The sequence below is a fragment of the Klebsiella sp. 141251 genome, assembly GCF_050600725.1.
Classification (GTDB): domain Bacteria; phylum Pseudomonadota; class Gammaproteobacteria; order Enterobacterales; family Enterobacteriaceae; genus Klebsiella; species Klebsiella aerogenes.
In genome coordinates this window covers 66178-91089 of record NZ_JAQIRG010000013.1, presented here as the reverse complement: position 1 = coordinate 91089, position 24912 = coordinate 66178, and the positions used below count along the sequence as shown (strand labels likewise).

Sequence of the window (24912 nt, the reverse complement as noted above, 5' to 3'; positions counted from 1 at the left end):
GTTCAATAATAACCACAGAAACGAGGAGAACATCTGAAAATCATTGAGTCGCCTCACAGTTTCCCTACCCGAACAACTAAAGCCAACGTGAACTTTTGCGGACCTTGTGTCCGCTTTTTTTTTGCGTAAAAAAGCCCGGGAGTTACCCAGGCTCATTCACTCACGCGCAATCTCTTACACCAGGCGCTGTCTGGCGTCGGCAATCGCCAGCGCCACCTGCTGCGGCGAGACGCCGCCTTTGGCCGCACGTTTATCAAGGCAGGACTGCAAGGACAGGATCGGGTAGACGTCATCGCCGATAACGCTGCTGAACTTTTGCAGGTCGCTTAACGGCAAATCTTCCAACGCTTTGCCCTGAGCAATCGCTTCAACCACCGCTTCACCGACGATATGGTGCGCTTCGCGGAACGGAACGCCTTTTGCCACCAGGTAATCCGCCAGCTCGGTAGCGTTGGCGTAGCCCTGCTGCGCCGCTTCCGCACAGCGCGGACGTTTCACCTGAATACCGTCCAGTACCAGCGCCGCCATGTGCAGGCAGTCGAGCCAGGTGTCCAGCGCATCGAACAGCCCTTCTTTGTCTTCCTGCATATCTTTGTTGTAGGCCAGCGGTAGCCCTTTCAGGGTCATCATCATGCCGGTCAGCGCGCCCTGCACGCGGCCGCATTTACCGCGGATCAGTTCCAGCGCATCCGGGTTTTTCTTCTGCGGCATCAGCGACGAACCGGAAGTAACGCGGTCAGACAGTTCAACAAAACCCGCTTCGCCGGTATTGAAGAAAATCAGATCTTCGGCAAAACGCGACAGGTGCACCATGCCGATTGAGGCATCGGAAAGCAGCTCCAGCACGTGATCGCGATCGGAGACGCTATCGAGGCTGTTACGGGTCGCTGATGCGAAACCCAACCAACCGGCCAGCTGCTCACGGTCGATTTCATAAGCGGTTCCCGCCAGCGCGCCGCAGCCCAGCGGGCTGACATCAAGGCGCTTGAGCGCATCCTGCAGGCGGCTTTCATCACGGGCCAGCATTTCAACGTAGGCCAGACACCAGTGCGCAAAAGTCACTGGTTGCGCGCGTTGCAAATGGGTATAACCCGGCATCACCGCATCCTGATTGTTGCCTGCAGTTTCCACCAGCGCGCTTTGCAGTTGGCGGGTCGCGGACAGCAGTTCGGTGACGGTCTCTTTGCACCACAGCTTGAGATCGGTGGCGACCTGGTCATTACGACTACGTCCGGTATGCAGTTTTTTGCCCAACTGGCCGACTTTATCGATCAGTTTTCCTTCGACCCAGCTATGGATATCTTCGGCATCGCTTTCAAGGATTTGCTGCGGGTTGGCGCGTACCTCTTCCAGCAGAACGTTCAGCGCCTCTTCCAGCTGCAGCTGCTCATCGGCGGTCAGTACGCCTACGGTTACCAGCGCTTTGGACCAGGCGACGGATCCCACGATATCCTGTTCCGCCAGACGATAGTCAAAGCGTAAAGAGTCGTTGAATTGTTTGAACCGCTGGTCTGCTGCCTGTGTAAAACGCCCGCCCCAAAGTGCCATAACATGCTTCCTTTATTCGTGAGTTCTGCCGGGCCGCGCTGCGCTTACCCGGCCTACGGTCTTGTTGCCCCGGCAAGCAACGCGCCGCCGGGCATTCAATCTTAAGCCAAAATACGCGTACCGATCGGCGTACCGTTAAATAATGCCGGCAGCTGCTCGGCATGACGCCAGGAGGCGATATCCACCGGGCGACCCAGCTCGCGCGCCGCGTCCAGCGCCGCGTTTACTTTCACAATCATACCGTCGGTAATGATGCCCTGTTCAATCAGTTGCTCGGCCCTGGAGGCGGTCATTTCCGCAATCCGCTGACCTTTGCCGTCGAGAATGCCGCTCACATCGGACAGCAGGATAAGATCCGCGCCCAGCGTCGCCGCCAGCGCCGTCGCCGCCTGATCGGCGTTGACGTTCATCAGCTGTCCTTCGTCGGTGACGCCAATCGAGCTCACGACAGGCAGGTAGCCGCCCGCCAGCAGCGTATTGATAAGCGTCGGCGAGCCTGCCTGCGCTTTACCAACGTGGCCCAGTTCTTCATCCAACTGAGTCACCTTCACGCTATCGCCATCGCCAAGGAACAGCCCTACCGAGGAAAGACCATGCTTTTTCGCCCATGCCAGCAGCGTTTTGTTGGCGGTTCCCGCCAGCGCGCCGGTAATGATGTCAATCTGATCGGCAGGCGTTACGCGCAGGCCATTTTTCTTTTTCACCGGCAGATTAAGCTGTTTCATCAGCTCATCCACCACGCAGCCGCCGCCGTGGACGATAACCAGCGGACGCTGGTGTGTTTCGCGGTAATGCACCAGCGCGGTAAACAGGCGCTCCAGCGCTTCTTCGCTATCCAACAACACGCCGCCAAGTTTGATAATCAATGGATTGTTCATCATCACACCTTAAATTAAAGACTGCGTCTCAGCGAAGCCGAAACGAATGTTAGCGCACTGCACGGCCTGCGCTGCCGCGCCTTTCAGCAGGTTATCTTCTGCGGCCACGACGATAATATGTTCATCCTGGACGGCAAAACCGATATCACAGAATGGCAGCCCAACCACATTTTTCAGCGCCGGTACGCCTTTATCGTATAAACGGACCAACGGCTTATTGGCATAGGCCTGCTGGAAGACCTCAGCAACATGCTCTTTACCGACGCCCGGCTTCAGACGGCAGGTAATGGTTTCCAGAATACCGCGTTTAAAATTGCCCAAGTGGGGAGTGAAGATCACCTCTGCGCCCAGATGGGTAGAAATTTCCGGATGATGGCGATGATTGAAAACGCCGTACGGCTGCAGGCTGACTTCGCAGAAGCTATTGCTCATCGCCGCCTTACGCCCGGCGCCGCTAACGCCGCTGGTGGCGTTGATCACCGGCCATTGCTTCAGCTCCAACACACCGGCATCGATCAGCGGTTTTAACGCCAGCTGCGCCGCTGTCGGGTAGCAGCCAGGCACCGCGATCAAATTCGCCTCTTTCAATGCTTCGACGTTCCACTCGGCCAGACCGTAGACCGCCTGTTTGAGCAGGTCCGGATGCTGATGCGTGAAACCGTAGTATTTTTCGTAGAACGCCCCATCGTTGACGCGAAACGCACCGGATAAATCGAACACCACGCAGCCCGCGGCCAAAAACTGCGGCGCCAGATCGTGGCTGACTTCATGCGCGGTGGCGAGGAACACCACATCCGCGCCGGCGCTAAATTCGCTGATATCGGACATCGCCTGCAGCGGCAGGTCGACAATACCTTTCAGTTGCGGATGTATATCGGAAATTAACTTTCCAGCATCATTGCTTTGCGCGGAGACGGTCAAAGCGGTTATGTTCATATGAGGGTGGCGATTTACATAGGCCACCAGCTCTGCGCCGGCATAGCCGCTAGCTCCCACGATCAGCGTATTTAGCATTGGAAGAGCATCTCCTTACATTCGATGGGTTTTATTGCGCTCAACGATATTGTATTTTTATTCACAAATACTGCATGAATATTGATACTATCATGACCAGAGGTGTGTCAACAATGAAAAACAATTTACCGCCCTTTATCGAGATTTACCGCGCATTGATCGCCACACCCTCCATCAGCGCGACCGAAGAAGCGCTGGATCAAAGCAATGAGTCTTTAATCAATTTACTCGGCGGCTGGTTCCGCGATCTGGGCTTTAACGTCGAGATCCAGCCAGTACCGGAGACGCGTAATAAATTCAATATGTTGGCCAGTACCGGCCACGGCGCTGGCGGCCTGCTGCTCGCCGGGCATACCGATACCGTGCCTTTCGACGATGGTCGCTGGACTCGCGACCCGTTTACGCTTACCGAGCACGACAACAAACTCTACGGCCTCGGCACGGCCGATATGAAAGGCTTCTTCGCGTTTATCCTCGATGCCCTGCGCGACGTTGACGTCAGTAAATTGAAAAAACCGCTGTATATTCTGGCCACCGCTGACGAAGAAACCAGCATGGCGGGCGCGCGCTATTTCGCTGAAACCACACAGCTGCGCCCGGACTGCGCCATCATCGGCGAGCCGACCTCGCTGCAGCCGGTGCGGGCGCATAAAGGCCACATTTCAACAGCGGTACGCGTACTGGGCCAGTCCGGCCACTCCAGCGACCCGGCGCGCGGCGTGAACGCTATCGAACTGATGCACGATGCGATTGGCCGCATCATGCAACTGCGCGATGACTTAAAAGAGCGTTACCACTACGCCGCCTTCACCGTGCCTTATCCGACGCTCAACCTGGGCGCCATTCACGGCGGCGATGCATCCAACCGCATCTGCGCCTGCTGCGAGCTGCACATGGATATTCGTCCATTGCCGGGTATGACGCTTAACGACCTGAACGGTCTGCTGGATGAAGCGCTGGCGCCGGTTAGCGAGCGCTGGCCAGGGCGTCTGACGGTCTCTGAGCTGCATCCGCCGATCCCAGGCTATGAATGCCCGCCGGACCACAAGCTGGTCGAAGTGGTTGAAAAACTGCTCGGCGCGCAGACCGAAGTGGTGAACTACTGCACCGAAGCGCCGTTTATCCAGACGCTGTGCCCTACGCTGGTGTTAGGACCGGGCTCCATCAACCAGGCCCACCAGCCGGATGAATATCTGGAGACGCGGTTTATTAAGCCAACGCGCGAGCTCATCACCCAGGTTGTCCATCACTTCTGCTGGCATTAATTGCCGCCGTTTTCCCGCCTTCACGCCCGGAGGCGGGAGAGTGACGATCGTCACACTTCCATAAGTAATGCTTATCCGCCGACCGCTGAGTTAACTTTCGCAAATTATCGCTATTTATTCGTTTGCTGAAGCGATTTCGCAGCAATTGACGCGGGGGTATTTACGTGGCTTTATAAAAGACGGGTTGCTTATCCACTGCTCAATTCACGGAGCGCCGGATATAACAAAATAAAATGAGATGGGGTGTCTGGGGTAACATGAACGAACAATATTCCGCTTTGCGTAGTAATGTCAGTATGCTCGGTAAGGTGCTGGGCGACACCATCAAGGATGCGTTAGGAGAAAACATTCTTGATCGAGTCGAAACTATCCGTAAGTTGTCCAAATCTTCTCGCGCGGGCAATGAAGCCAATCGCCAGGAGCTGCTCACCACGCTGCAAAACTTGTCCAACGACGAGCTGCTGCCGGTGGCGCGCGCCTTTAGCCAGTTTTTGAATCTGGCCAATACCGCTGAGCAATATCACAGCATTTCGCCCAACGGCGAAGCCGCCAGTAATCCGGAAGTTATTGCGCGTACCCTGAGAAAACTCAAAGACCAACCCAATCTCAACGAAGACACCATTAAAAAAGCGGTGGAATCCCTGTCGCTGGAGCTGGTGTTAACCGCTCACCCGACCGAGATCACCCGCCGGACGCTGATCCACAAAATGGTGGAAGTCAACAACTGCCTTAAGCAGTTGGATAACAAAGATATCGCCGACTATGAGCACAATCAGCTGATGCGCCGCCTGCGCCAGCTGATCGCCCAATCCTGGCATACCGATGAAATTCGTAAATACCGCCCTTCTCCGGTCGATGAAGCCAAATGGGGTTTCGCGGTAGTTGAAAACAGCCTGTGGGAAGGCGTGCCGAACTATCTGCGCGAGCTGAACGAACAGCTGGAAGCCAACCTCGGCTACCAGCTACCGGTTGATTTCGTCCCGGTGCGCTTCACCTCCTGGATGGGCGGCGACCGCGACGGCAACCCGAACGTCACCGCCGATATCACCCGCCACGTGCTGTTGCTCAGCCGCTGGAAAGCGACCGATCTGTTCCTGAAAGATATCCAGGTGCTTATCTCCGAGCTGTCGATGGTCGAATGCACCGACGAGCTCCGCGATTTGGCCGGCGCGGAAGGCGCGCAAGAGCCGTATCGTTATCTGATGAAAAAACTGCGTAGCCAACTGATGGAGACCCAGGCCTGGCTGGAAGCGCGTCTGAAAGGGCAAAAACTGCCGAAACCAGCGGGTCTTATCACGCAAAACGAACAGCTGTGGGAACCGCTGTACGCCTGCTATAAATCGCTGCAGGCCTGCGGCATGGGCATCATCGCCAACGGCGAACTGCTCGATACCCTGCGCCGGGTGAAATCTTTCGGCGTACCGCTGGTGCGTATCGATATCCGTCAGGAAAGCACCCGCCACACCGAAGCGCTGGGCGAAATGACCCGCTACCTCGGGATCGGCGATTATGAAAGCTGGTCGGAAGCCGACAAGCAGGCCTTCCTGATCCGTGAACTGAACTCCAAACGCCCGCTGCTGCCACGCCAGTGGGAACCAAGCGAAGAGACTCGCGAAGTCCTCGACACCTGCAAGGTGATCGCCGAAGCGCCGCGCGGCTCGATCGCCGCCTATGTTATCTCGATGGCCAAAACGCCGTCCGACGTGCTGGCGGTTCATCTGCTGCTGAAGGAAGCCGGTATCGGCTTTGCCCTGCCAGTCGCGCCGCTGTTTGAAACGCTCGACGACCTGAACAACGCCAACGACGTCATGACTCAGTTGCTGAATATTGACTGGTATCGCGGCTTTATTCAGGGCAAACAGATGGTCATGATCGGCTACTCCGACTCGGCCAAAGATGCCGGCGTGATGGCCGCCTCCTGGGCTCAGTATCAGGCCCAGGACGCGCTGATCAAAACCTGCGAAAAAGCCGGTATTGAACTGACGCTGTTCCACGGTCGCGGCGGCTCCATCGGTCGCGGCGGCGCTCCGGCCCATGCCGCGCTGCTCTCGCAGCCGCCGGGTAGCCTGAAAGGCGGCCTGCGCGTCACCGAACAGGGCGAGATGATCCGCTTTAAGTACGGCCTGCCGGAAGTGACCATCAGTAGCCTGTCGTTGTACACCAGCGCGATTCTGGAAGCCAACCTGCTGCCGCCGCCGGAACCAAAACCGCAGTGGCGCGAGATCATGGCCGAGCTTTCCGACGTCTCCTGTAAGATGTATCGCGGCTATGTGCGTGAGAACAAAGACTTCGTCCCTTATTTCCGCTCCGCGACCCCGGAACAGGAACTGGGCAAACTGCCGCTTGGCTCGCGCCCGGCAAAACGTCGCCCGACCGGCGGCGTCGAGTCACTGCGCGCTATCCCGTGGATCTTCGCCTGGACCCAGAACCGCCTGATGCTGCCGGCCTGGCTGGGCGCCGGTGCCGCGCTGCAGAAAGTAGTCGAGGGAGGCAAGCAGAGCGAGCTGGAAAGCATGTGCCGCGACTGGCCGTTCTTCTCAACCCGCCTGGGCATGCTGGAGATGGTCTATTCAAAAGCCGACCTGTGGCTGGCGGAGTACTACGATCAGCGGCTGGTGAAACCGGAACTGTGGAAACTCGGCGAAGAGCTGCGTCAGCTGTTAACCGCCGATATCAAAGTGGTGCTGGCCATCGCTAACGACTCCCACCTGATGGCCGACCTGCCGTGGATTGCCGAATCCATCCAGTTGCGTAACATCTATACCGACCCGCTGAACGTCCTGCAGGCCGAACTGCTGCACCGTTCGCGTCAGGCCGAAGAGGCTGGCGAGGAACCGGATGCGCGCGTTGAGCAAGCGCTAATGGTCACCATTGCCGGCGTCGCGGCTGGGATGCGTAATACCGGCTAATCATCGTTTCCCCCGGCCGCCCGGTCGGGGGAATTTTCCATTCATTTTAGTGATGCAACATCTCATCGACGATCTGCTCTTTATGCAGCGCATACGGATAATAGGTCGGCCAGTTATCCATCTCTTTCAGCAAGGCTTCCTGAGATTCATTCCCCATGAAAATATGGAAATGCTGCGATTTGCGCGGGCCAATAATATGGTCGCTGAACTGGACGAATTTCGGCGCTTTGCCATCGCCCTGTTGGCACTCAAACAGGTAGCGAACGCCCTTCTTGCCGGAGGCATATTGCAGGATTTTGTAGCCTGAGTAGCGGTATTTGCAGCTATTAACGGTCTTGCCGACGTGGAACTCTATCACGTCATCTTCGATGCCAATCTGCTCTACGTCGGTGGCATAGCCCTTCTTATAATAGGCGCGATACTCTTCCACGCTCTTGCCGCCGGGCTTTTTCGCTTTTTGTTCCAGAACCGGGTCAAGGTCGCCATTCAGCAGGTACGGATTGACTGACTGCCAGACGCCATCCCAATCGCTCAACGCGCGATCCTTCACATCTTTATCGGCAAAAATGCCTTCGCTGGCCCGGCGTTCCGTTTCAGTTAACGCCGGGCCATGATGATGGCTACCGTGGGCGAATGCCTGAACGCTGGCAAGCGCCATGCCGAAGCCAAACGCGAGCATGGGGATCTTTCGGGTCATTACTCTCTCCTGAGTTGAATATTGATTGCGACAAAATGTTACGATATAACATTTCACAACCGAGAAGCAATAACGACGAGTTCGTGCTTTTACCGCTGGAAAAATGTCCGGTATGATGAACCGCGTGACGTATTTGACGGGGCAATGATGGACAACAGCATCAATCAACTCATTGATTCATTGATAAAAAAAACGAATAACATTGCGGAGGTGCATTTTGCCGGCGCAATGCGACCGCCTGCTGAAGCCGTGATACAGCTCGATTTCCCCCGTCTGAATATCGTCATTGAGGGGCAGTTGCGCGATCTCGCCTTAGGGGAAAACGCCGCGCCGCTGCAGGCGCGCGACGTACTGTATATTGCCGGCGATGGCTGGAACTGGCCGCAGTGGCAGACGCCCTGTCTGCTCTTAAGCATCCTGTTTGGCAAACAGCAGTTGGAATTTACGCTGCAGCGCTGGAACGGAGAAGCGCTAACTCTTGTCCAGAAGATCCAGGTACCACGCCGCGGGCCGCGCGTGGGTTCATTCCTGCTACAGGCGCTAAATGAGATACACATGCAACCGCAGGAGCAGCAAACCGCCCGCTGTATCGTGATTAGTCTGCTCAGCCACTGTACCGATCTGCTGGGTAGCCAGGCGCAAACCTCATCGCGCAGCCAGGCGCTGTTCGAGGCGATCCGCCAGTATATCGATGTCCATTTCGCTGAGCCGCTGAGCCGGGAATCCGTAGCCCAGGAGTTTTATCTCTCTCCCAACTATCTCTCACATCTGTTTCAGAAGTGCGGTCCCATGGGCTTTAACGAATACCTCAATCATATCCGCCTCGAACAGGCGCGCATGCTGCTGAAGGGTCATGATATGAAAGTAAAAGATATCGCCCACGCCTGCGGCTTCGCCGACAGCAATTACTTCTGCCGCCTGTTCCGCAAGAATACTGAACGTTCTCCTTCCGAGTATCGCCGCCAGTACCATAGCCAACTGACGGAAAACCCCTCTGCGCCGTAAAACTAGATTTTTGTAAGTTACTGATTTCCACCTGCAGGCTATTTTAGCCTGGATGCACTACTGCGTGGACAAATGTGATCTAAATCACTCTTAATCGTAATGCGTACATTTATCCAGTTTTTGGCAAAATTGTCATCTGGCGAGCAGGCAAACGGAAGCCGTATCCTTACCTCAACATCATTGAATTACACATCGAGGAATGGTTATGGAACTCTATCTGGACACCGCGAACGTCGCTGAAGTTGAACGTCTGGCCCGTATTTATCCGCTGGCTGGCGTCACCACCAACCCGAGCATCATCGCCGCCGGCAAAACCCCGGTCTGGGACGTGCTGCCTCGCCTGCAAAAAGCCGTCGGCCCGGAAGGTATTCTGTTCGCGCAGACCATGAGTCGCGATGCGCAAGGTATGGTGGCAGAAGCCAAACGCCTGAGTAACGCCGTACCAGGAATCGTGGTTAAGATCCCGGTTACCGCCGAAGGTCTCGCCGCCATCAAACTACTGAAAAAAGAAGGCATCCCGACACTTGGCACCGCCGTCTATAGCGCTTCCCAGGGGCTGCTCGCGGCGCTGGCCGGCGCGAAATACGTCGCGCCGTACGTCAACCGCGTCGACGCCCAGGGCGGTGACGGCATTCGCATGGTGCAAGAACTGCAATCCCTGCTGGAAATGCACGCCCCGGAAAGCAAAGTCCTGGCCGCGAGCTTCAAAACCCCGCGTCAGGCGCTGGATTGCCTGTTAGCCGGCTGTGAAGCTATCACCCTCCCCTTAGACGTAGCGCAACAAATGCTCGGCACCCCTGCGGTAGAGTCAGCCATAGAGAAGTTTGAGCAGGACTGGAATAACGCATTTGGCACGTTGAACCTGTAATCCGATCGTCGGCCGCCAACAGGCGGCTTGCACGGTCATCGCGGAGGAATCGAAATGGATCGCATTATTCAATCACCCGGTAAATACATCCAGGGCGCTGGCGCCATCAAGCGCCTCGGCGAATATCTCAAACCGCTGGCTGAACGCTGGCTAATCATCGGCGACAAGTTCGTTCTCGGCTTCGCCGAAGAGCAGCTGCGTACCAGCCTGAGCGGCGCTGGTCTGGTGGCCGAAATCGCCCCGTTCGGCGGTGAATGTTCGCAAAATGAAATCAACCGCCTGCGCGATATCGCCAGCAGCGCCCAATGCCATGCAGTGCTCGGCATCGGCGGCGGCAAGACGCTGGATACCGCGAAAGCGCTGGCTCACTATATGCACCTGCCGGTGGTCGTGGCACCGACCATCGCCTCCACCGATGCGCCGTGCAGCGCGTTGTCTGTTATCTATACCGACGATGGCGAATTCGAAAGCTATCTGATGCTGCCGCATAACCCGAACATGGTGGTTGTCGATACGCAGATCGTCGCAGGCGCGCCAGCTCGCCTGCTGGCCGCCGGGATTGGCGATGCGCTGGCGACCTGGTTTGAAGCCCGCGCCTGCTCGCGCAGCGGCGCGACTACAATGGCGGGTGGTAAATGCACCCAGGCGGCGCTGGCGCTGGCGGAGCTATGCTACAACACGCTGGTTGAAGAAGGCGAAAAGGCGATGCTTGCCGCCGAGCAGCATGTAGTTACCCCAGCGCTCGAACGGGTGATCGAAGCCAACACCTACCTGAGCGGCGTCGGCTTTGAGAGCGGCGGGCTGGCGGCGGCGCACGCGATTCACAATGGCCTGACCGCCATCCCGGACGCCCATCACTTCTACCACGGCGAAAAGGTCGCATTTGGTACCCTGACGCAGCTGGTGCTGGAAAACGCGCCGGTGGAAGAAATTGAGACCGCTGCGGCGCTTTGTCACAGCGTCGGTCTGCCCATCACGCTGGCGCAGCTCGATATTAAAGGCGATATCCCGGCCAAAATGCGCACGGTCGCGGAAGCCGCCTGCGCCGAAGGCGAAACTATCCACAATATGCCGGGCGGCGCTAGCGCCGACCAGGTGTATGCCGCGCTGTTGGTGGCCGACCAATATGGACAGCGTTTCCTGCAAGAGTGGGAATAACCTTTCCCGTTACGCCCGGCGTCAGCCGGGTGTGTTCTTTTATGTTCCTTTGATCGCCGATTGCCAGCACACGGGATGTGTTTTATAGTGCGTTTTTCCTTTGGGCAAATCGTTGTTATGCAATCATCAGACAGAAGAATGAGCATTTACGCCATTCTGCAACAGGACAAAAAAGTCGTTGTAAACGAACTGGCCGAGAAGTTCGGCGTCACCAAAATGACTATCCGCCGGGATCTGTCATTCTTCGAAAAACAGGGAATCGTCAAAACGACCTATGGCGGCGCCTACCTGACCAGCGGCGCCAGCGTCGAGCCAAGTTTTCAGCTTAAATCCGTGCAGATGGTTGACGATAAACACCTGATTGGCCGTAAAGCGGCAGAGCTGGTTGAGGACGGCGACACTATCATCATTGACTGCGGGACCACGCTGCTGGCGCTAGCGCAATCTATTTTCGATAAAAAAATCATGGTGATCACTAACTCAGTACCGGTACTGAATCTGCTAAAAGGAAGAAAAAACATCAAGTTAATCGTCGCTCCGGGAGAATATGAAGATGATACCCAGGGGATGATCTCGTTCAGTACCGCGGAGTTTTTTAGCACCATTCATGCCGATAAGGTCTTTATCAGCACCCAGGGTATTAACCACCACGGCGAGCTAACGGTCCCTAAAATGACCGATGCCCACGTCAAGCGAGCGCTGCTGCGCGCCGGACGGCAAAAAATCCTCCTCGCCGATAAAAGTAAATTCGAGCAAACTTTCCTTGCCGGCCATGCCCGACTGGACGATTTTGACATCGTTATCAGTCAGGATGGCCTCCCAGCCGATATCCTCTCCCTGCTTACTGCGCAAAAAACCGAACTGTTGCTGGCCGACAGCGCAGCATAACTTCACGCCCGGCAACGGGCGTCTGTGCTTTTCCGTTTTTTCTAAATGTTCTTTTTAGATTTATTAATGATAAATAGAACACAAAAGATCATAAATGAATTGACAAAAGAACACCTCAAGCGTGGAATAGGGATACCCCCTCCAGAATTGAGGTCTTTATGAACGGATTACTGAGCTTCAAACCTACCAACGACGATTGCGACTTCGCGCGTATCGCTAAAAAACAGGATCAGATGTTCCATCGCGTGGCGACGCTATGCCCGGAACGAGCAGAGATCATCACCGAGTCGTTTAAACGCTCCGAAGGCCAGTCCATTGTGATTCGCCGGGCTTTGGCGTTAGCCGATATTCTGGAGAAAATGACCATCTATATCGAACCGGATATGCTGATTGTCGGCAACCAGGCGAGCGCCAATTTTGCCGCGCCGGTGTTCCCGGAATACTCCTTTAACTGGGTTATCGATGAACTGGACGAATTTGATAAGCGTTCCGGTGATAGCTTCCGCGTGTCCGAATCCACCAAAGCCCGCTTGCGTACCCTGCAGGATTACTGGCAAGGAAAAACCCATCAGGATGAAGTGCTTGCCAACCTACCGCAAATTAACCGTCTGGCGGAAAAACAGGGCGTGCTGCACCGCGGCGGCATCAGCATGTCCGGCGACGGCCATATCATTCCGAACCATGATTTCGTACTGGAAGTTGGCTATGGCGGTATGCGCGATATCGCCAAACAGCACCTGGAAAATGACGACAACCTGACCGACGAGCAAAAAGATTTCTATCAGGCGGTCATTATTACCATGGAGGCCGCGCTTAAATACTGCAAACGCTTCTCCGCGCTTGCTAAAACCGAAGCGGCAAGAGTGTCCGATGCTAAACGCCGCGACGAACTGCTGGCCATGAGCGACATGTTCGCCCATCTGATGGAAGGCAAAGCCCGTAGCTTCTATGAAGCCGTGGAAACCGTCTACCTTACCCATTTGCTGATGATGATTGAAAGCAACGGCCACTCTTTCTCCTTCGGCCGCTTCGACCAGTACGTCTGGCCGTATTACGAAGCCGATATCAAAGCCGGGAAAATCAGCAAAGAAAAGGCGCTGGAGATCCTGACCCACTTCTTCATCATGACCAACAGCCTGAACAAAGTACGCCCGTGGGGCCATACTCAGTTCAGCGGGGGCTATCCGCTCTATTCCAACCTGATGGTTGGCGGCATGAAGCCTGACGGCAGCGACGGTACCAACGATCTTTCCTATCTGTCGCTGGAAGCCATGGCGCTAACCGGCCTGCCGGAACCAAACCTCAGCGTTCGTTTCTCAAAAGATACCCCGCATTCGCTGATGCAGGATGCCGCAAAGCTCATTCGTAAAGGCTTCGGTATGCCGTCGATCTTCTGCGACGAAGTGGTTATCCCTGCCATGATGACGCTGGGCCTGACGGAAGAAGTCGCCCGCGAATATGCTTCAATGGGTTGCGTAGAAACCGCGATCCCAGGCCGCTGGGGGCACCGCGCCACCGGCATGACCTATGTGAATTTCGGCAAGATCCTTGAGCTGGTGATGAACAACGGCTGCGATCCGGCGACCGGCGTGCAGTTAGTGAAAATCAACGGTAAAGAAGGCCGCGAAATAAACTACCAGTCTTACGATGAAGTATGGGCGGCGTGGAACCAGCTGCTGGAGTTCTACTCCGATCTGGCGGTAGATTGCGATCTGGTCTGCGACCGGGCGCTGAAATACCACGATGCCGATGCCTTTGCCTCCGCCACGATTAACTGCTCACTGGAACGCGGTAAAACGTTGAAAAACGGCGGCGCGGAATATGACTTCGTGAGTTCCTCCAACATTGGCCCTTCCGTGGTCGGCGATAGCCTGGCGGCAGTGAAAAAACTGGTCTTCGACGATAAAGTCCTGACGCTTCAACAGCTACGTGACGCCATGGATAGCAACTTTGAAGGTCTGGAAGGCGCGCGCGTACGCAAACTGTGCCGCAATGCGCCGAAGTTTGGTAACGATATCGACTATGTCGACCATATCGTCGCCGATGTCTTCGAGTCCTATCTCAAACTGCTGCCAAAATACAAAACCGATCGCTATGGTAAGGGGCCAAAAGGCTGCGGTTATACCATGTCGACCTCTAATATTACTTCATACGTGCCGAATGGTTTTGACGTCGGCGCCACGCCGGATGGTCGCCTGGCGACGCTGCCGCTGAACGAAGGCGCCTCTCCGTGTCTCGGCGCGGATAAAGAAGGCCCGACGGCGGTCATTAACTCGGTTGCGAAACTGCCGAACCAGAAAATCGCCGGCGGCCAGCTGCTGAATATGAAGTTCACGCCAAGCGCGCTGGAAGGCGACGACAATCTGGAGAAATTTACCGCCTTTATGGAAGCCAGTCGTGAGAAAAACATCTTCCATAATCAGTTCAACATCATTGATTCCAATATTCTGCGCGCCGCAAAGGCGAATCCGCAGGATTACCCGAATCTGATGGTGCGCGTTGCCGGGTATTGCGCGCTGTTCTCAACGCTGATGCCGGAAGCGCAGGATGCGATTATCGCGCGCACCGAACTGAGCTGGTAAGAGAGAAACGCGATGAGAACTGGCCTGATTTCCCGAATTCAACGTTATTCCACCAAAGATGGCCCAGGAATACGCAGCACCGTCTTTATGCAGCAGTGCAACCTGCGCTGCCAGTGGTGCGCGAATCCGGAAACCATCGGGCCAGGCCATAACGTTTTCTGGTTTAAAGAACGCTGCCGCCAGTGCGGTACCTGCGTACAGGCGGCGAACAACCACGCCATTACCCTTGCTGAACCGGGCAATGGCGTCAATATAGACCGTAGAAATTGCAGCAATCTCCTGGATATGGTCGATCTCTGTCCCTACGACGGCTATGAAAAAATCGCTAAAGAGATGACCTCGCACCAGTTGGCGGAATTACTACTGCGCGACAAGACATTTTACGACTCAAGCACTGGCGGCGTGACCTTTTCCGGCGGCGAGCCGGCGCTGCAGGCGGAGTTCGTCAAAGAAACAGCGCAAATATTGAAAGCGCAGGGCGTACACGTATGTCTCGATACTGCAGGCAATATCCGCTGGGAAAAGCTGCGCCCGCTGATTGAAACGGTCGATCTGTTCTCTTACGACTTTAAAGCTTTCAACCCCGAGACTCATCTTGCCTGTACCGGCGTAGACAATCGGCGGATCCTCGATAATGCCAAAGCGATCGCCGCTATGGGCAAGCCGATCCTCGCGCGAATGGTGATCGTGCCGACGCGTAACGACGATCCTGAGGATATTCGCCAGCGTCTCGACTTTATTCGTAAACTCGGTCCGGCGGTTTTACAGGTTGATATTCTCGAATACCATATTTATGGCATCGGGAAATATCAAAAGCTTGGTATGCCCTATTTTCTACACAACATTCCGACATGCCAACGCGACGTAACAGAACAAATTAAACAATACGCTGAAGATATTGGATTAAAAGCCACCATTGGCGGTTAAGGATTAACATGTTGAACTTTATTATTACCGACACCTACGAAAAAATGAGCGCCCTGGCAGCACAACATATTGCCCAGGAGCTGAATAAAAAACCGGATTTAGTAATGGCCTTACCGACTGGCGGAACCCCCGTCGGCCTCCTGGCCGAAATGAGCCGAATGGCGAAAGATGGCGAAGCAGATTTCTCCTGCGCCCTCTCGTTTAATATCGACGAATATATCCCGCTGGCCAAAAACGATCCGCAAAGTTATTATTACTTCCTGCAACAGCACTTTTATCAGCATGCCAACATGGCTGAAGAAAATACCTTCGTACCGGATATTCTGGCGCCCGACCTGCAGGCCGAATGCGCTCGCTACGAACGCCTGATTCAAAGCCATGGCGATTTCGATATTACCGTTCTCGGCATCGGTCACGATGGTCATATTGGTTTCAATGAACCCCATGCTACCCATAGCCCGGTATGCCATATCATCGACCTTAACGAAGAGACCATTGCGGCGAACGCCCGCTTCTTCGCCAGCCAGGACGAAGTCCCCCGGCAGGCTATCACTTTGGGCATGGGCACCATCTTGCGCAGCAAAAAGATCGTGCTGATTGCCAACGGTAAATCAAAAGCGGAAATTATCAAGCAGTTGCACCAATGCACACGCATCGATCCGCAATTCCCCGCCTCCTTCTTACTGATGCATGCGGACGTCACCATCATATGCGACCGTGACGCGGCATCGCTTATCAGCGCTTAAAGGTGAGCATATGATAATCCAGAGTGAACGAGTGTGGCTTGCCGGGGGTTTTTACCCGGCGCAAATAACCATTGAAAATGGGCTTATCGGCGCGATCACACCCGGTCTTAGCCCCCGTGTGGATAAGAATTACGGGGCGCGGCGCATTATACCAGGCCTTATCGATAGCCATGCGCACGGCGCCTGGGATTACGATACCAACGAAAACGACCCACAGGGGCTACGCCGCTGGGCCTCCCGACTGCCGGAAGAAGGCGTCACCGCCTTTTGCCCGACTACCGTTACCGATGAAAACGCGACGCTACTGGCGGCGCTGGACAATATTTCCCGCGTCATGGACGAAGGATATAGCGGCGCGGAAATTCTGGGCATCCATCTCGAAGGCCCGTTCCTGAGCCAACTTTACCGCGGCGCGCAGCCGGAAAAACAGATTCGCCCTGCCGACGTCACCCAGTTTCAGGCTTTCGAAAAGGCGGCGCGCGACCACATTATCGCCATTACCCTTGCCCCGGAAGAAGACCATCAATTTGCGCTGACCCGCTACTGCGCGCAGAAAGGGATTGTGGTCAATATGGGCCATTCGGATGCTTCTTTCGAGCAGGCGCTGGCGGCGGTCGCCAACGGCGCTAAAAATGTCACCCATGTCTATAACGGCATGGCGAAATACGTCAATCGCGAGCCCGGCCTGCTTGGCGCCGCCCTGAATCTTGATGGCCTGTACGGCGAGGTGATTGCCGACGGTATCTTTGTCAGCCTGGTTTCCGCCGCCCACCTTTATCGCAGCAAAAATGATAATGACATCATCATGATAAGCGACTCGATGAAGGCGAAAGGTTGTCCTCCGGGGCGCTATATGTTCGGCGGAGAGCCAATGGTACTTGGCGATGATGGCGCAACCAGACGGGATAACGGCGTCCTGGTCGGCAGCACGCTACAGCTCAATCGCGGCTTATATAATATGGTCGAAAGAGCAATGGTGCCGTTTAGCGCGGCGTTAAAATCCTGCACCATTAATCCGGCACGGTTATTAGGTTTTGACAGTCGAAAAGGGAAATTACAGCGCGGATACGATGCCGATATTGTTGTCCTTGAAGATAATTATCAGGTGAATACAACCTATTGTCGCGGTACGGTAGCCTGGTCAATAAGTTAATTAATTCACCTCCGTATCATTTAACAATGGCGGTTATTGAAAAATAACCGCTGCTTTGTTATTTCTTCTATTTATTAATACCCCAAGTCCTTTTTAATATTTATTAAAATGCGACCTGGCTAACATTAAACACCTCCTGAAATCCCTTAAAAATAACCCACAATAAAAATAAGACTGCTTAATCTTAACTGCCCATCGTTATACAGGTCAGTCGCTTTATTACATGCGGCTTCAGGATTTATTATTTTAAGGGAATTCATATGAATATTTTGGGTTATCTACAAAAAGTCGGCCGGGCATTGATGGTGCCCGTCGCTACTTTACCTGCCGCCGCTATTTTAATGGGCATCGGTTACTGGATCGATCCCAACGGCTGGGGTAGTTCTAACGCGCTGGCCGCACTATGTATTCAGTCCGGTGCGGCCATTATCGATAATATGGGCGTCCTGTTTGCCGTCGGGGTAGCTTACGGCATGTCGAAAGATAAAGATGGCGCCGCCGCGCTGGCCGGGTTTGTCGGCTTTCTGGTATTAACCACGCTCTGTTCGCCGGCAGCTGTCGCCATGATCCAGCAGATCCCAATCGAGCAGGTGCCTGCGGCCTTTGCGAAGATTAAAAATCAGTTTATCGGCATCATGGTCGGCATTATTTCAGCGGAACTCTATAACCGCTTTAGCAGCACGGAGTTACCGAAAGCGCTCTCGTTCTTCAGCGGACGCCGACTGGTGCCGATCCTCACTTCATTCACCATGATTGTGGTGGCGTTTGTCCTGATGTTTATCTGGCCGGTGGTCTTTAGCGGGCTGGTCAGCTTCGGTGAACATATCCAAAAACTGGGCTCACTGGGTGCGGGTATCTATGCTTTTTTCAACCGCTTGCTCATCCCGGTCGGCCTGCATCACGCCCTGAACTCGGTATTCTGGTTCGACGTCGCCGGGATTAACGACATCCCGAATTTCCTTGGCGGCGCGCAGTCCATCGCCTCCGGTAAAGCGGTGGTTGGCATCACCGGTCGTTATCAGGCGGGCTTTTTCCCGGTCATGATGTTCGGCCTGCCGGGCGCGGCATTAGCGATGTACCAATGCGCCCGCGCGGAAAATAAAGCGAAGGTGATGGGTATTATGATGGCTGGCGCGTTCGCTGCCTTCTTCACCGGCATTACCGAACCGCTGGAATTTTCCTTCATGTTCGTGGCCCCGGCGCTATACGTCATCCACGCCTTTTTAACCGGTGTTTCCGTCTTCATCGCCGCCAGCATGCACTGGATTGCCGGATTCGGCTTCAGCGCCGGTCTGGTCGATATGGTACTGGCATCGCGCAACCCGCTGGCCACCCACTGGTATCTGCTCATTCCCATGGGGCTGGCGTACTTCGCGATTTATTATCTGGTCTTCCGCTTCACCATCACCCGCTTCAACCTGCTAACGCCGGGCCGCGAACTGGCCATTGCCGGCAGCGCCGCCGACGGCGAAGATGTGAACCTGAGCGCCGCCAAACAGCAGGATATCAGCGCGCTGGCGCGCCAGTACATTGCCGCTATCGGCGGTTCCGATAATCTCACCAATATCGACGCCTGCATCACCCGCCTGCGCCTTGGCGTTAAGGATGCGACACTGGTCGATGAAGCGCTGGCCCGCCGCCTGGGCGCCAGCGGGGTCATTCGCCTCAACGCCAGCAACGTGCAGATAATCGTTGGCTTCGTGGCGGAAAAAATCGCCACCGCCATGAAAACCGCGGGTCATGTCGATGCCGCGCAGGCGCTGCCCAATGCGGCCGTACCGGCCAACACGAGTCCACGCAAGGCAGCAAATGCATTGCGAGTTATCGAGCTCGTCGCCCCGGTGAGCGGCGAGCTGGTCGCGCTGGAGCAAGTCCCTGACGAAGCTTTCGCCAGCGGCGCCGTTGGCGGTGGTGTCGCCATCCTGCCGGCCAGCAACATTGTGGTTTCACCCGCGGCGGGTACTCTCATCAAGATTTTCAACACCGATCATGCCTTCTGTCTTGAGACCGAAGACGGCGCTGAGATCGTGGTGCATATGGGGATTGATACCGTTGCGCTGGCGGGTCAGGGCTTTACCCGCCTGGCGGAAGAAGGCGCTACCGTTGTCGCAGGTCAGCCGATTCTCGAAATGGATCTCGTGTACCTCGAAGCTAACGTGCGTTCGATGGTTAGCCCGGTGCTCTGCAGCAATATAGAGGAGTTCGCGCAGCTGGAAATCAAAGCGCACGATCAGGTGAAAGCGGGTGAACCGCTGTACAACATTAAGGGATAAGATTGATCGACGGTGTGGCCGCGCCATGCGGCCACATGTGACGATTATTTTGCCGCCGTCGCCGGCCGATCAACGTGTTGCCCATGAGCGTGGCGCTTTTTAAGGCTGATAATCGCCAGCGCCGCGACAATCAGCACAATGCCGCCGCCTTCCACCAGCCCCGGATTTTCACCCAGCAGCCACCAGGAAAACAGCACGCCGCAGACCGGCACCGCCAGCGTACTCAGGCCGGCGACGCTGGCAGGCAGGTTACGCAGGACATACAGCCACAGACTCCAGGCCACCGCCGTGGCCAGAATCGCGCTATAGCCCAATGCCCAGAAAACCCCAGGCTGCCAGTCAATACTGCGCTGCGGCACCAGCCACGCCACCACGCTCATCACCAGCGCGGCATACAGCATCTGCCAGGCGGTTAACGACAGTAAATCGAGGCGCGGATAGCGGCGATACATGCGTTTGGCGACAATCGCGCTCGCCCCCCAACTGATACCGGAGAGGATCGCCAGCAGCGCGCTTTTCATCGAGGAGAAATCCAACTGCCACGGCTGCAGCACCAGCAGTAGACCACACGCCGCCAGGACGATAGCGGCATACTGCAGCCGCCGCATGCGCTCGCCTAAAAACAGCGCCGCCATGATCACCACCCAGAACGGCATGGTGTAGCTGAGAATAGCGACTTTACCGGCGCCGCCGCTCATCAGCGCCCACTGCGCCAGGCCGACCATGCCGCAGGTTTGCAGCAGCGCAATCGCCAGGGTATAGCCAAACGGCGTCGGCCGCATGCCGCGCCCGCGCAGCGCCAGCACCGCCATCAGTACAATCGCGCCGAAGATACAGCGCAGCGCGGTAAAATCGAAGGCGCCGATATAGAGCGTTACCTGTTTCATCGCAATCCAGCTGTAGCTCCAGATAAGCGTCAGCAGGACGAGGCCGCAACCGGCCAGGAGATTGCTGTTCCTTGCAACCGTCATAACTTCTCCACCGTCATGATTTTTGCGGGCACTATACTCGCTTTGGCGGAAGGTTGCTTAAAGGCAGAGCGCACTTTTCGTGCTAAAAAAGGGGGCGGTGAATTGCAGTTCACCGCCCCGATAAGGATGAAACAAGAGGTAAAGCAGGTGATTACGCCGGACGCACGCCCAGGGTATGACAGATGGCGTAGCTCATTTCGGCGCGATTCAGGGTATAGAAGTGGAAATCTTTTACCCCTTCCCGGCTTAAAATTTTCACCATGTCCATGGCGATATTCGCCCCTACTAGCTGGCGCGTTTCGGCATCGTTATCCAGCCCTTCGAACATTTTCGACATCCAGGTTGGGATACGCACGTTCGTCATATCGGCAAATTTCTTCGCCTGTTTAAAGTTGGAGACCGGCAGAATGCCCGGAATGATTTCCACGTCGATACCGGCGGAGACGCAGCGGTCGCGAAAACGCAGGTAGCTTTCGACATCAAAAAAGAACTGAGTGATCGCGCGATTAGCGCCCGCTTCTACTTTACGTTTCAGGTTCAATAAGTCGGCCTGCGCGCTTTTGGCTTCCGGATGCACTTCCGGATAGGCGGCGACGGAGATGTCAAAATCACCGACGTCTTTTAGCAGCGTCACCAGGTCGGCGGCGTACATCTCCGGCTTGCCGCTACCCGGCGGCAGGTCACCGCGCAGCGCGACGATATGGCGGATACCGTTGTTCCAGTAATCCTGGGCAATCGCGCGCAGTTCATCGCGGCTGGCGTCGATACAGGTCAGGTGCGGCGCCGCTTCCAGACCGGTGCGGTCTTTAATGCCTTTGATAATGCTATGAGTGCGGTCGCGCTCGCCGGAGTTCGCCCCGTAGGTGACGGAAACAAACTTCGGCTTCAGGCTGCTTAAGCGATCGATGGATTTCCACAGGGTTTGCTCCATTTCACTGGTACGCGGCGGAAAGAATTCAAAGGACACATTAATCTGGCCCTGGACTTCCGCCAGGCTCTGATTCAGGGCTTCCCGCTGATTGGCGTGAAAAAAGCTCATACCTTACCTCATCAATCGCATTATATTTATCAGTCGTGTTGCGAACTTCTATACGTTTAGACGTCCAGATGTAAAAATGACGGAAAAGCGTGCGGGCGTCAATAGAAAAATCTGCGTAAACAGTGAGGAATTTTCAGTCAAAGTGAAAAAAGTTCATCTCGCGTCAGGCCAGGCGCGCCCTGGCGTTGTTTTCAGATTTTGTCCGCAGCGTAATTTGAAGTAGTTCAAAAAATCGCACATCTCCCCCCCTGGCATAACGATTACTATTGCAGCAACGTCAACCTTGATCCACAGTGAGTAGAACGTTCTACTAGAACGTTCTACTTAACACGTTTTCGCCAATAATATCTATTCGGGGTAATCAGCATGAGTCTGTGGTCAGGGTTCATAAAATCATTATCAAAACTGTCGATGATCGGCCGCGCCTTGATGCTGCCGATTTCGCTCCTCCCGGCCGCCGGCCTGTTATTGGCCTTCGGGGATAAATTCCATTTACCGCTGATGATGAATGCCGGCGGTATTATTTTCGATAACCTGCCGATGCTCTTCGCTATCGGCTCCGCGGTCGGCCTCGCGTCGGAATCCGGCATCGCCGCGCTATCGGCAGCGGTCTCGGTCTTCGTCACCAACATTACCATCGGTACCGTACTCGGCATTACGCCGGAAATGGCCGCTCAGGGCGGCAAATACGCGATGGTGGTCGGCATCCCGACGTTGCAGATGGGGGTTTTCGGCGGGCTTATCTGCGGGATACTCTCCGCCTGGTGCTACAACCGCTTTCACACGCTGCAATTGCCGGAATTCCTCGGTTTCTTTTCCGGTAAGCGTTTTGTGGCGATCGCCACCGCCTTCCTGTCGTTTATCCTCGGCCTGTTGCTACCTTACGTCTGGCAGCATATCCAGGCCGGTATTGATTCCTTGTCGATGGTGATTAACGGCGATAACCAGGCCGCCTCCACCTTCATTTTCGGCCTCGTTGAACGCGCGCTAATCCCGCTTGGCCTGCACCACATCTGGTACCCTTCCTTCTGGTACTCCTTCGGCGATTACACCACTCAGGCGGGCCAGATGATCCACGGCGACCAGACCATCTGGTTTAAAATGCTGGAAGAAGGGGTGAAATCTTTTAGCACCGATAGCTATCAAAACGCGGGCAAATTTATGCAGGGTGAATTCCCGCTGATGTTGTTCGCTCTGCCGGCCGCCTGTCTGGCGATGTATCACGAAGCGCACACTAAAAATAAAAAAATCGCGGCCGGTATTCTGTTCTCCGCCGCGCTGACCTGCTTCCTGACCGGCATCACCGAACCCGTCGAATTCACCTTTATCTTCGTGGCGCCGATTCTGTACGTCTTTAACGCCATTATGGCGGGGCTCTCGTACATGACCATGTACCTGCTGCACGCGCATATTGCCAAGTCGTTCTCCGCCGGACTTATCGACTATATCTCCTTCGGTATTCTGCCTTCCATGAACGGCTATCAGACAAACTTCCTCAGCGCGGTGATTGTTGGCGTGCCGATGGCGCTGATTTATTATTTCACCTTCCGTTTCGTGATCCGCCGCTTCGATGTAAAAACGCCGGGACGTACCGATATCACCGTAACGGCCAATGATAAAACCGACGCCGAACTGGCAACTGAAATTGTCAGCTTACTCGGCGGTTCACAGAATATTGACTCGGTGGGCGCCTGCATCACCCGTCTGCGTCTGGAGGTTGCCGAACGCGAGGCGGTAGATAAAGACGGCCTCAACAGTATCGGCGCGCGCGGCGTAGTCTTCGTCGGTGATAACGGTATCCAGATAATTTTTGGCGCCAGGGCGCAATTTATCGCTCAAACCATGTCGGGGATGATTGGCAAATAACCAGAAGATGTTATGGTGTGGAAGATCGCTTGTCTCAGAGAAGCGATCTTCTGCTATCTGACTGTCATACAACAGTTTTCATGGAGCGATTTTGAAGAAAGTCAGCATTATAGATGTGGCGAAACTGGCCGGCGTTTCCGTTTCTACGGTCTCGCTGGTATTACGTCAGAAGGGAAAAATTTCCGACGCCACCATCGAAAAAGTCAATGCTGCCATCCAGGAGCTCGGCTATGTGCATAACGTCGCCGCCGCCAACCTTCGCGCCAACACCACCAATCTAATCGGCCTGATTCTTCGCGACTTCAACGACAGTTTTTCCATCAAAGTGATGGCCAACATCGTGCAGGAACTGGAGAAACAGGGCTATATGGTATTTCTCGGCCAGCCGCTTAACGATAGCGACTATCTGGATCGCTGCCTGCTGTCGTTTAAACAACAGGGCGTCGCCGGCGTGATTTATCTTGATGCCGATACCACCCGCGATACGCTGCCTGCAGCGCTGCTGCAATGTCCCCTGCCTCTGGTGACGGTCTCGCAAACGCCGTTAACCGGCAACCGCGATCAGGTGGTCCGCGATAATCGTCAGGCCGCCAGCATCGCCGCGCGTTATCTGATAGAGCGTGGTCATCGCTATATTGCCTACATCGGCGGTCAGGAAGACGATCTTATTCGTCAGCAGCGGTTGCTCGGCTTTTACAGCACGCTGGAGAAAAACGGCATGACGGTACGCGAAGAGTTTGCGCCCGCCTGTCACGACAATACCCAAGCCGCCAGTATCGCCACTCGTCAGTTACTGGAAAAGAATAATGCCATTACCGCGCTGCTCTGCCATTCACCGGATGCGATGATTGGCTGCCTCAATGGTATTCATCAGGTAGGACGAACGGTGGGAAAAGACGTCTTTCTTACCCAACAAGTGGCGCTGGTGGGCTTCGAAGATATGATGCATGTGAATTTGACTTCGCCATCTTTTACCTATGTCTCTTCCGCCAGCGAAGAGACCGGCCGTCAGGCCGCCGCGTTAATTATCCGCAAGATCAAAGAACCGGCTCTCCCTACCCAGCGTATTACCCTTTCCGGACAACTGGTGACGCGGGAGTCAGCATAATGAAGGCCGGCCCAGCG

At 55.2% G+C, this 24912-nt stretch carries 19 protein-coding genes; 13 read left to right on the top strand and 6 right to left on the bottom strand.

All coding sequences use genetic code 11. The features are described 5' to 3' along the window. Positions 1 to 174: 174 nt before the first annotated feature. The 3 genes from argH to argC all read right to left on the bottom strand — a co-directional run bounded on the left by argH (position 175) and on the right by argC (position 3440). Positions 175 to 1548, bottom strand: coding sequence for an argininosuccinate lyase (argH, locus tag PGR09_RS22850; RefSeq protein WP_047066278.1), 1374 nt, complete (start codon positions 1546 to 1548; stop codon positions 175 to 177). Between the two features lie 101 nt (positions 1549 to 1649). Beyond that, positions 1650 to 2426 (bottom strand): acetylglutamate kinase, encoded by a 777-nt coding sequence (argB, locus tag PGR09_RS22845; RefSeq protein WP_015368912.1) that lies wholly within the window; start codon positions 2424 to 2426, stop codon positions 1650 to 1652. 9 nt (positions 2427 to 2435) lie between these two features. Beyond that, the gene (argC, locus tag PGR09_RS22840; protein WP_430916544.1) at positions 2436 to 3440 is read right to left on the bottom strand and encodes an N-acetyl-gamma-glutamyl-phosphate reductase; all 1005 of its coding nucleotides are present in this window, start codon (positions 3438 to 3440) and stop codon (positions 2436 to 2438) included. A 113-nt stretch (positions 3441 to 3553) separates the two neighbouring features. On the opposite strand from argC, the gene argE reads away from it, so the two are divergent. Both argE and ppc read left to right on the top strand, forming a co-directional pair. Then, positions 3554 to 4705 (top strand): acetylornithine deacetylase, encoded by a 1152-nt coding sequence (gene argE, locus PGR09_RS22835; protein WP_015368914.1) that lies wholly within the window; start codon positions 3554 to 3556, stop codon positions 4703 to 4705. Between the two features lie 257 nt (positions 4706 to 4962). After that, on the top strand, positions 4963 to 7614 hold the full coding sequence (gene ppc / locus PGR09_RS22830) for a phosphoenolpyruvate carboxylase (protein ID WP_047047252.1): 2652 nt from the start codon (positions 4963 to 4965) through the stop codon (positions 7612 to 7614). A gap of 46 nt (positions 7615 to 7660) precedes the next feature. Here ppc and zinT read toward each other — a convergent pair whose 3' ends face one another. After that, positions 7661 to 8311, bottom strand: a complete 651-nt coding sequence (gene zinT, locus PGR09_RS22825) for a metal-binding protein ZinT (protein WP_063414034.1) — start codon at positions 8309 to 8311, stop codon at positions 7661 to 7663. Positions 8312 to 8335: 24 nt separating this feature from the next. Between zinT and PGR09_RS22820 the strand changes: the two genes are divergently transcribed. The 9 genes from PGR09_RS22820 to nagE all read left to right on the top strand — a co-directional run bounded on the left by PGR09_RS22820 (position 8336) and on the right by nagE (position 19911). Continuing rightward, positions 8336 to 9316, top strand: coding sequence for a helix-turn-helix domain-containing protein (locus tag PGR09_RS22820; RefSeq protein WP_196796529.1), 981 nt, complete (start codon positions 8336 to 8338; stop codon positions 9314 to 9316). 205 nt (positions 9317 to 9521) lie between these two features. After that, positions 9522 to 10184 carry a fructose-6-phosphate aldolase gene (gene fsa, locus PGR09_RS22815; protein WP_004203684.1) on the top strand — a complete coding sequence of 221 codons (663 nt, stop codon included), beginning with the start codon at positions 9522 to 9524 and terminating at the stop codon, positions 10182 to 10184. Between the two features lie 54 nt (positions 10185 to 10238). Next, on the top strand, positions 10239 to 11342 hold the full coding sequence (gene gldA / locus PGR09_RS22810; RefSeq protein WP_047047243.1) for a bifunctional L-1,2-propanediol dehydrogenase/glycerol dehydrogenase: 1104 nt from the start codon (positions 10239 to 10241) through the stop codon (positions 11340 to 11342). A 138-nt stretch (positions 11343 to 11480) separates the two neighbouring features. After that, entirely contained in the window at positions 11481 to 12230 is a 750-nt protein-coding gene (locus PGR09_RS22805; RefSeq protein WP_430916543.1) for a DeoR/GlpR family DNA-binding transcription regulator, read from the top strand. A 158-nt stretch (positions 12231 to 12388) separates the two neighbouring features. Beyond that, positions 12389 to 14812 (top strand): glycyl radical protein, encoded by a 2424-nt coding sequence (locus PGR09_RS22800; RefSeq protein WP_430916541.1) that lies wholly within the window; start codon positions 12389 to 12391, stop codon positions 14810 to 14812. A gap of 12 nt (positions 14813 to 14824) precedes the next feature. Then, positions 14825 to 15739, top strand: coding sequence for a glycyl-radical enzyme activating protein (locus PGR09_RS22795; RefSeq protein WP_430916540.1), 915 nt, complete (start codon positions 14825 to 14827; stop codon positions 15737 to 15739). An 8-nt stretch (positions 15740 to 15747) separates the two neighbouring features. After that, complete coding sequence (nagB, locus tag PGR09_RS22790) at positions 15748 to 16485, top strand: glucosamine-6-phosphate deaminase (protein ID WP_289578454.1); 738 nt, start codon at positions 15748 to 15750, stop codon at positions 16483 to 16485. Positions 16486 to 16495: 10 nt separating this feature from the next. Continuing rightward, on the top strand, positions 16496 to 17638 hold the full coding sequence (gene nagA / locus PGR09_RS22785) for an N-acetylglucosamine-6-phosphate deacetylase (protein WP_430916539.1): 1143 nt from the start codon (positions 16496 to 16498) through the stop codon (positions 17636 to 17638). Between the two features lie 260 nt (positions 17639 to 17898). After that, complete coding sequence (gene nagE / locus PGR09_RS22780; RefSeq protein ID WP_430916538.1) at positions 17899 to 19911, top strand: N-acetylglucosamine-specific PTS transporter subunit IIBC; 2013 nt, start codon at positions 17899 to 17901, stop codon at positions 19909 to 19911. A 44-nt stretch (positions 19912 to 19955) separates the two neighbouring features. Here the strand turns inward: nagE and PGR09_RS22775 are convergent, their stop codons facing one another. Continuing rightward, positions 19956 to 20882 (bottom strand): DMT family transporter, encoded by a 927-nt coding sequence (locus tag PGR09_RS22775; protein ID WP_047047225.1) that lies wholly within the window; start codon positions 20880 to 20882, stop codon positions 19956 to 19958. 151 nt (positions 20883 to 21033) lie between these two features. Beyond that, on the bottom strand, positions 21034 to 21921 hold the full coding sequence (gene metF, locus PGR09_RS22770; protein WP_015368922.1) for a methylenetetrahydrofolate reductase: 888 nt from the start codon (positions 21919 to 21921) through the stop codon (positions 21034 to 21036). 366 nt (positions 21922 to 22287) lie between these two features. Here metF and PGR09_RS22765 point away from each other — a divergent pair, with 366 nt between their 5' ends. Together PGR09_RS22765 and malI are read left to right on the top strand one after the other, a co-directional pair. After that, a complete protein-coding gene (locus tag PGR09_RS22765) occupies positions 22288 to 23787 on the top strand; it encodes a PTS transporter subunit EIIC (RefSeq protein ID WP_430916537.1) in 1500 nt (499 codons plus the stop codon). 91 nt (positions 23788 to 23878) lie between these two features. Next, positions 23879 to 24895, top strand: coding sequence for a Mal regulon transcriptional regulator MalI (gene malI, locus PGR09_RS22760; protein ID WP_213317843.1), 1017 nt, complete (start codon positions 23879 to 23881; stop codon positions 24893 to 24895). The last annotated feature ends 17 nt before the right edge of the window (positions 24896 to 24912 follow it).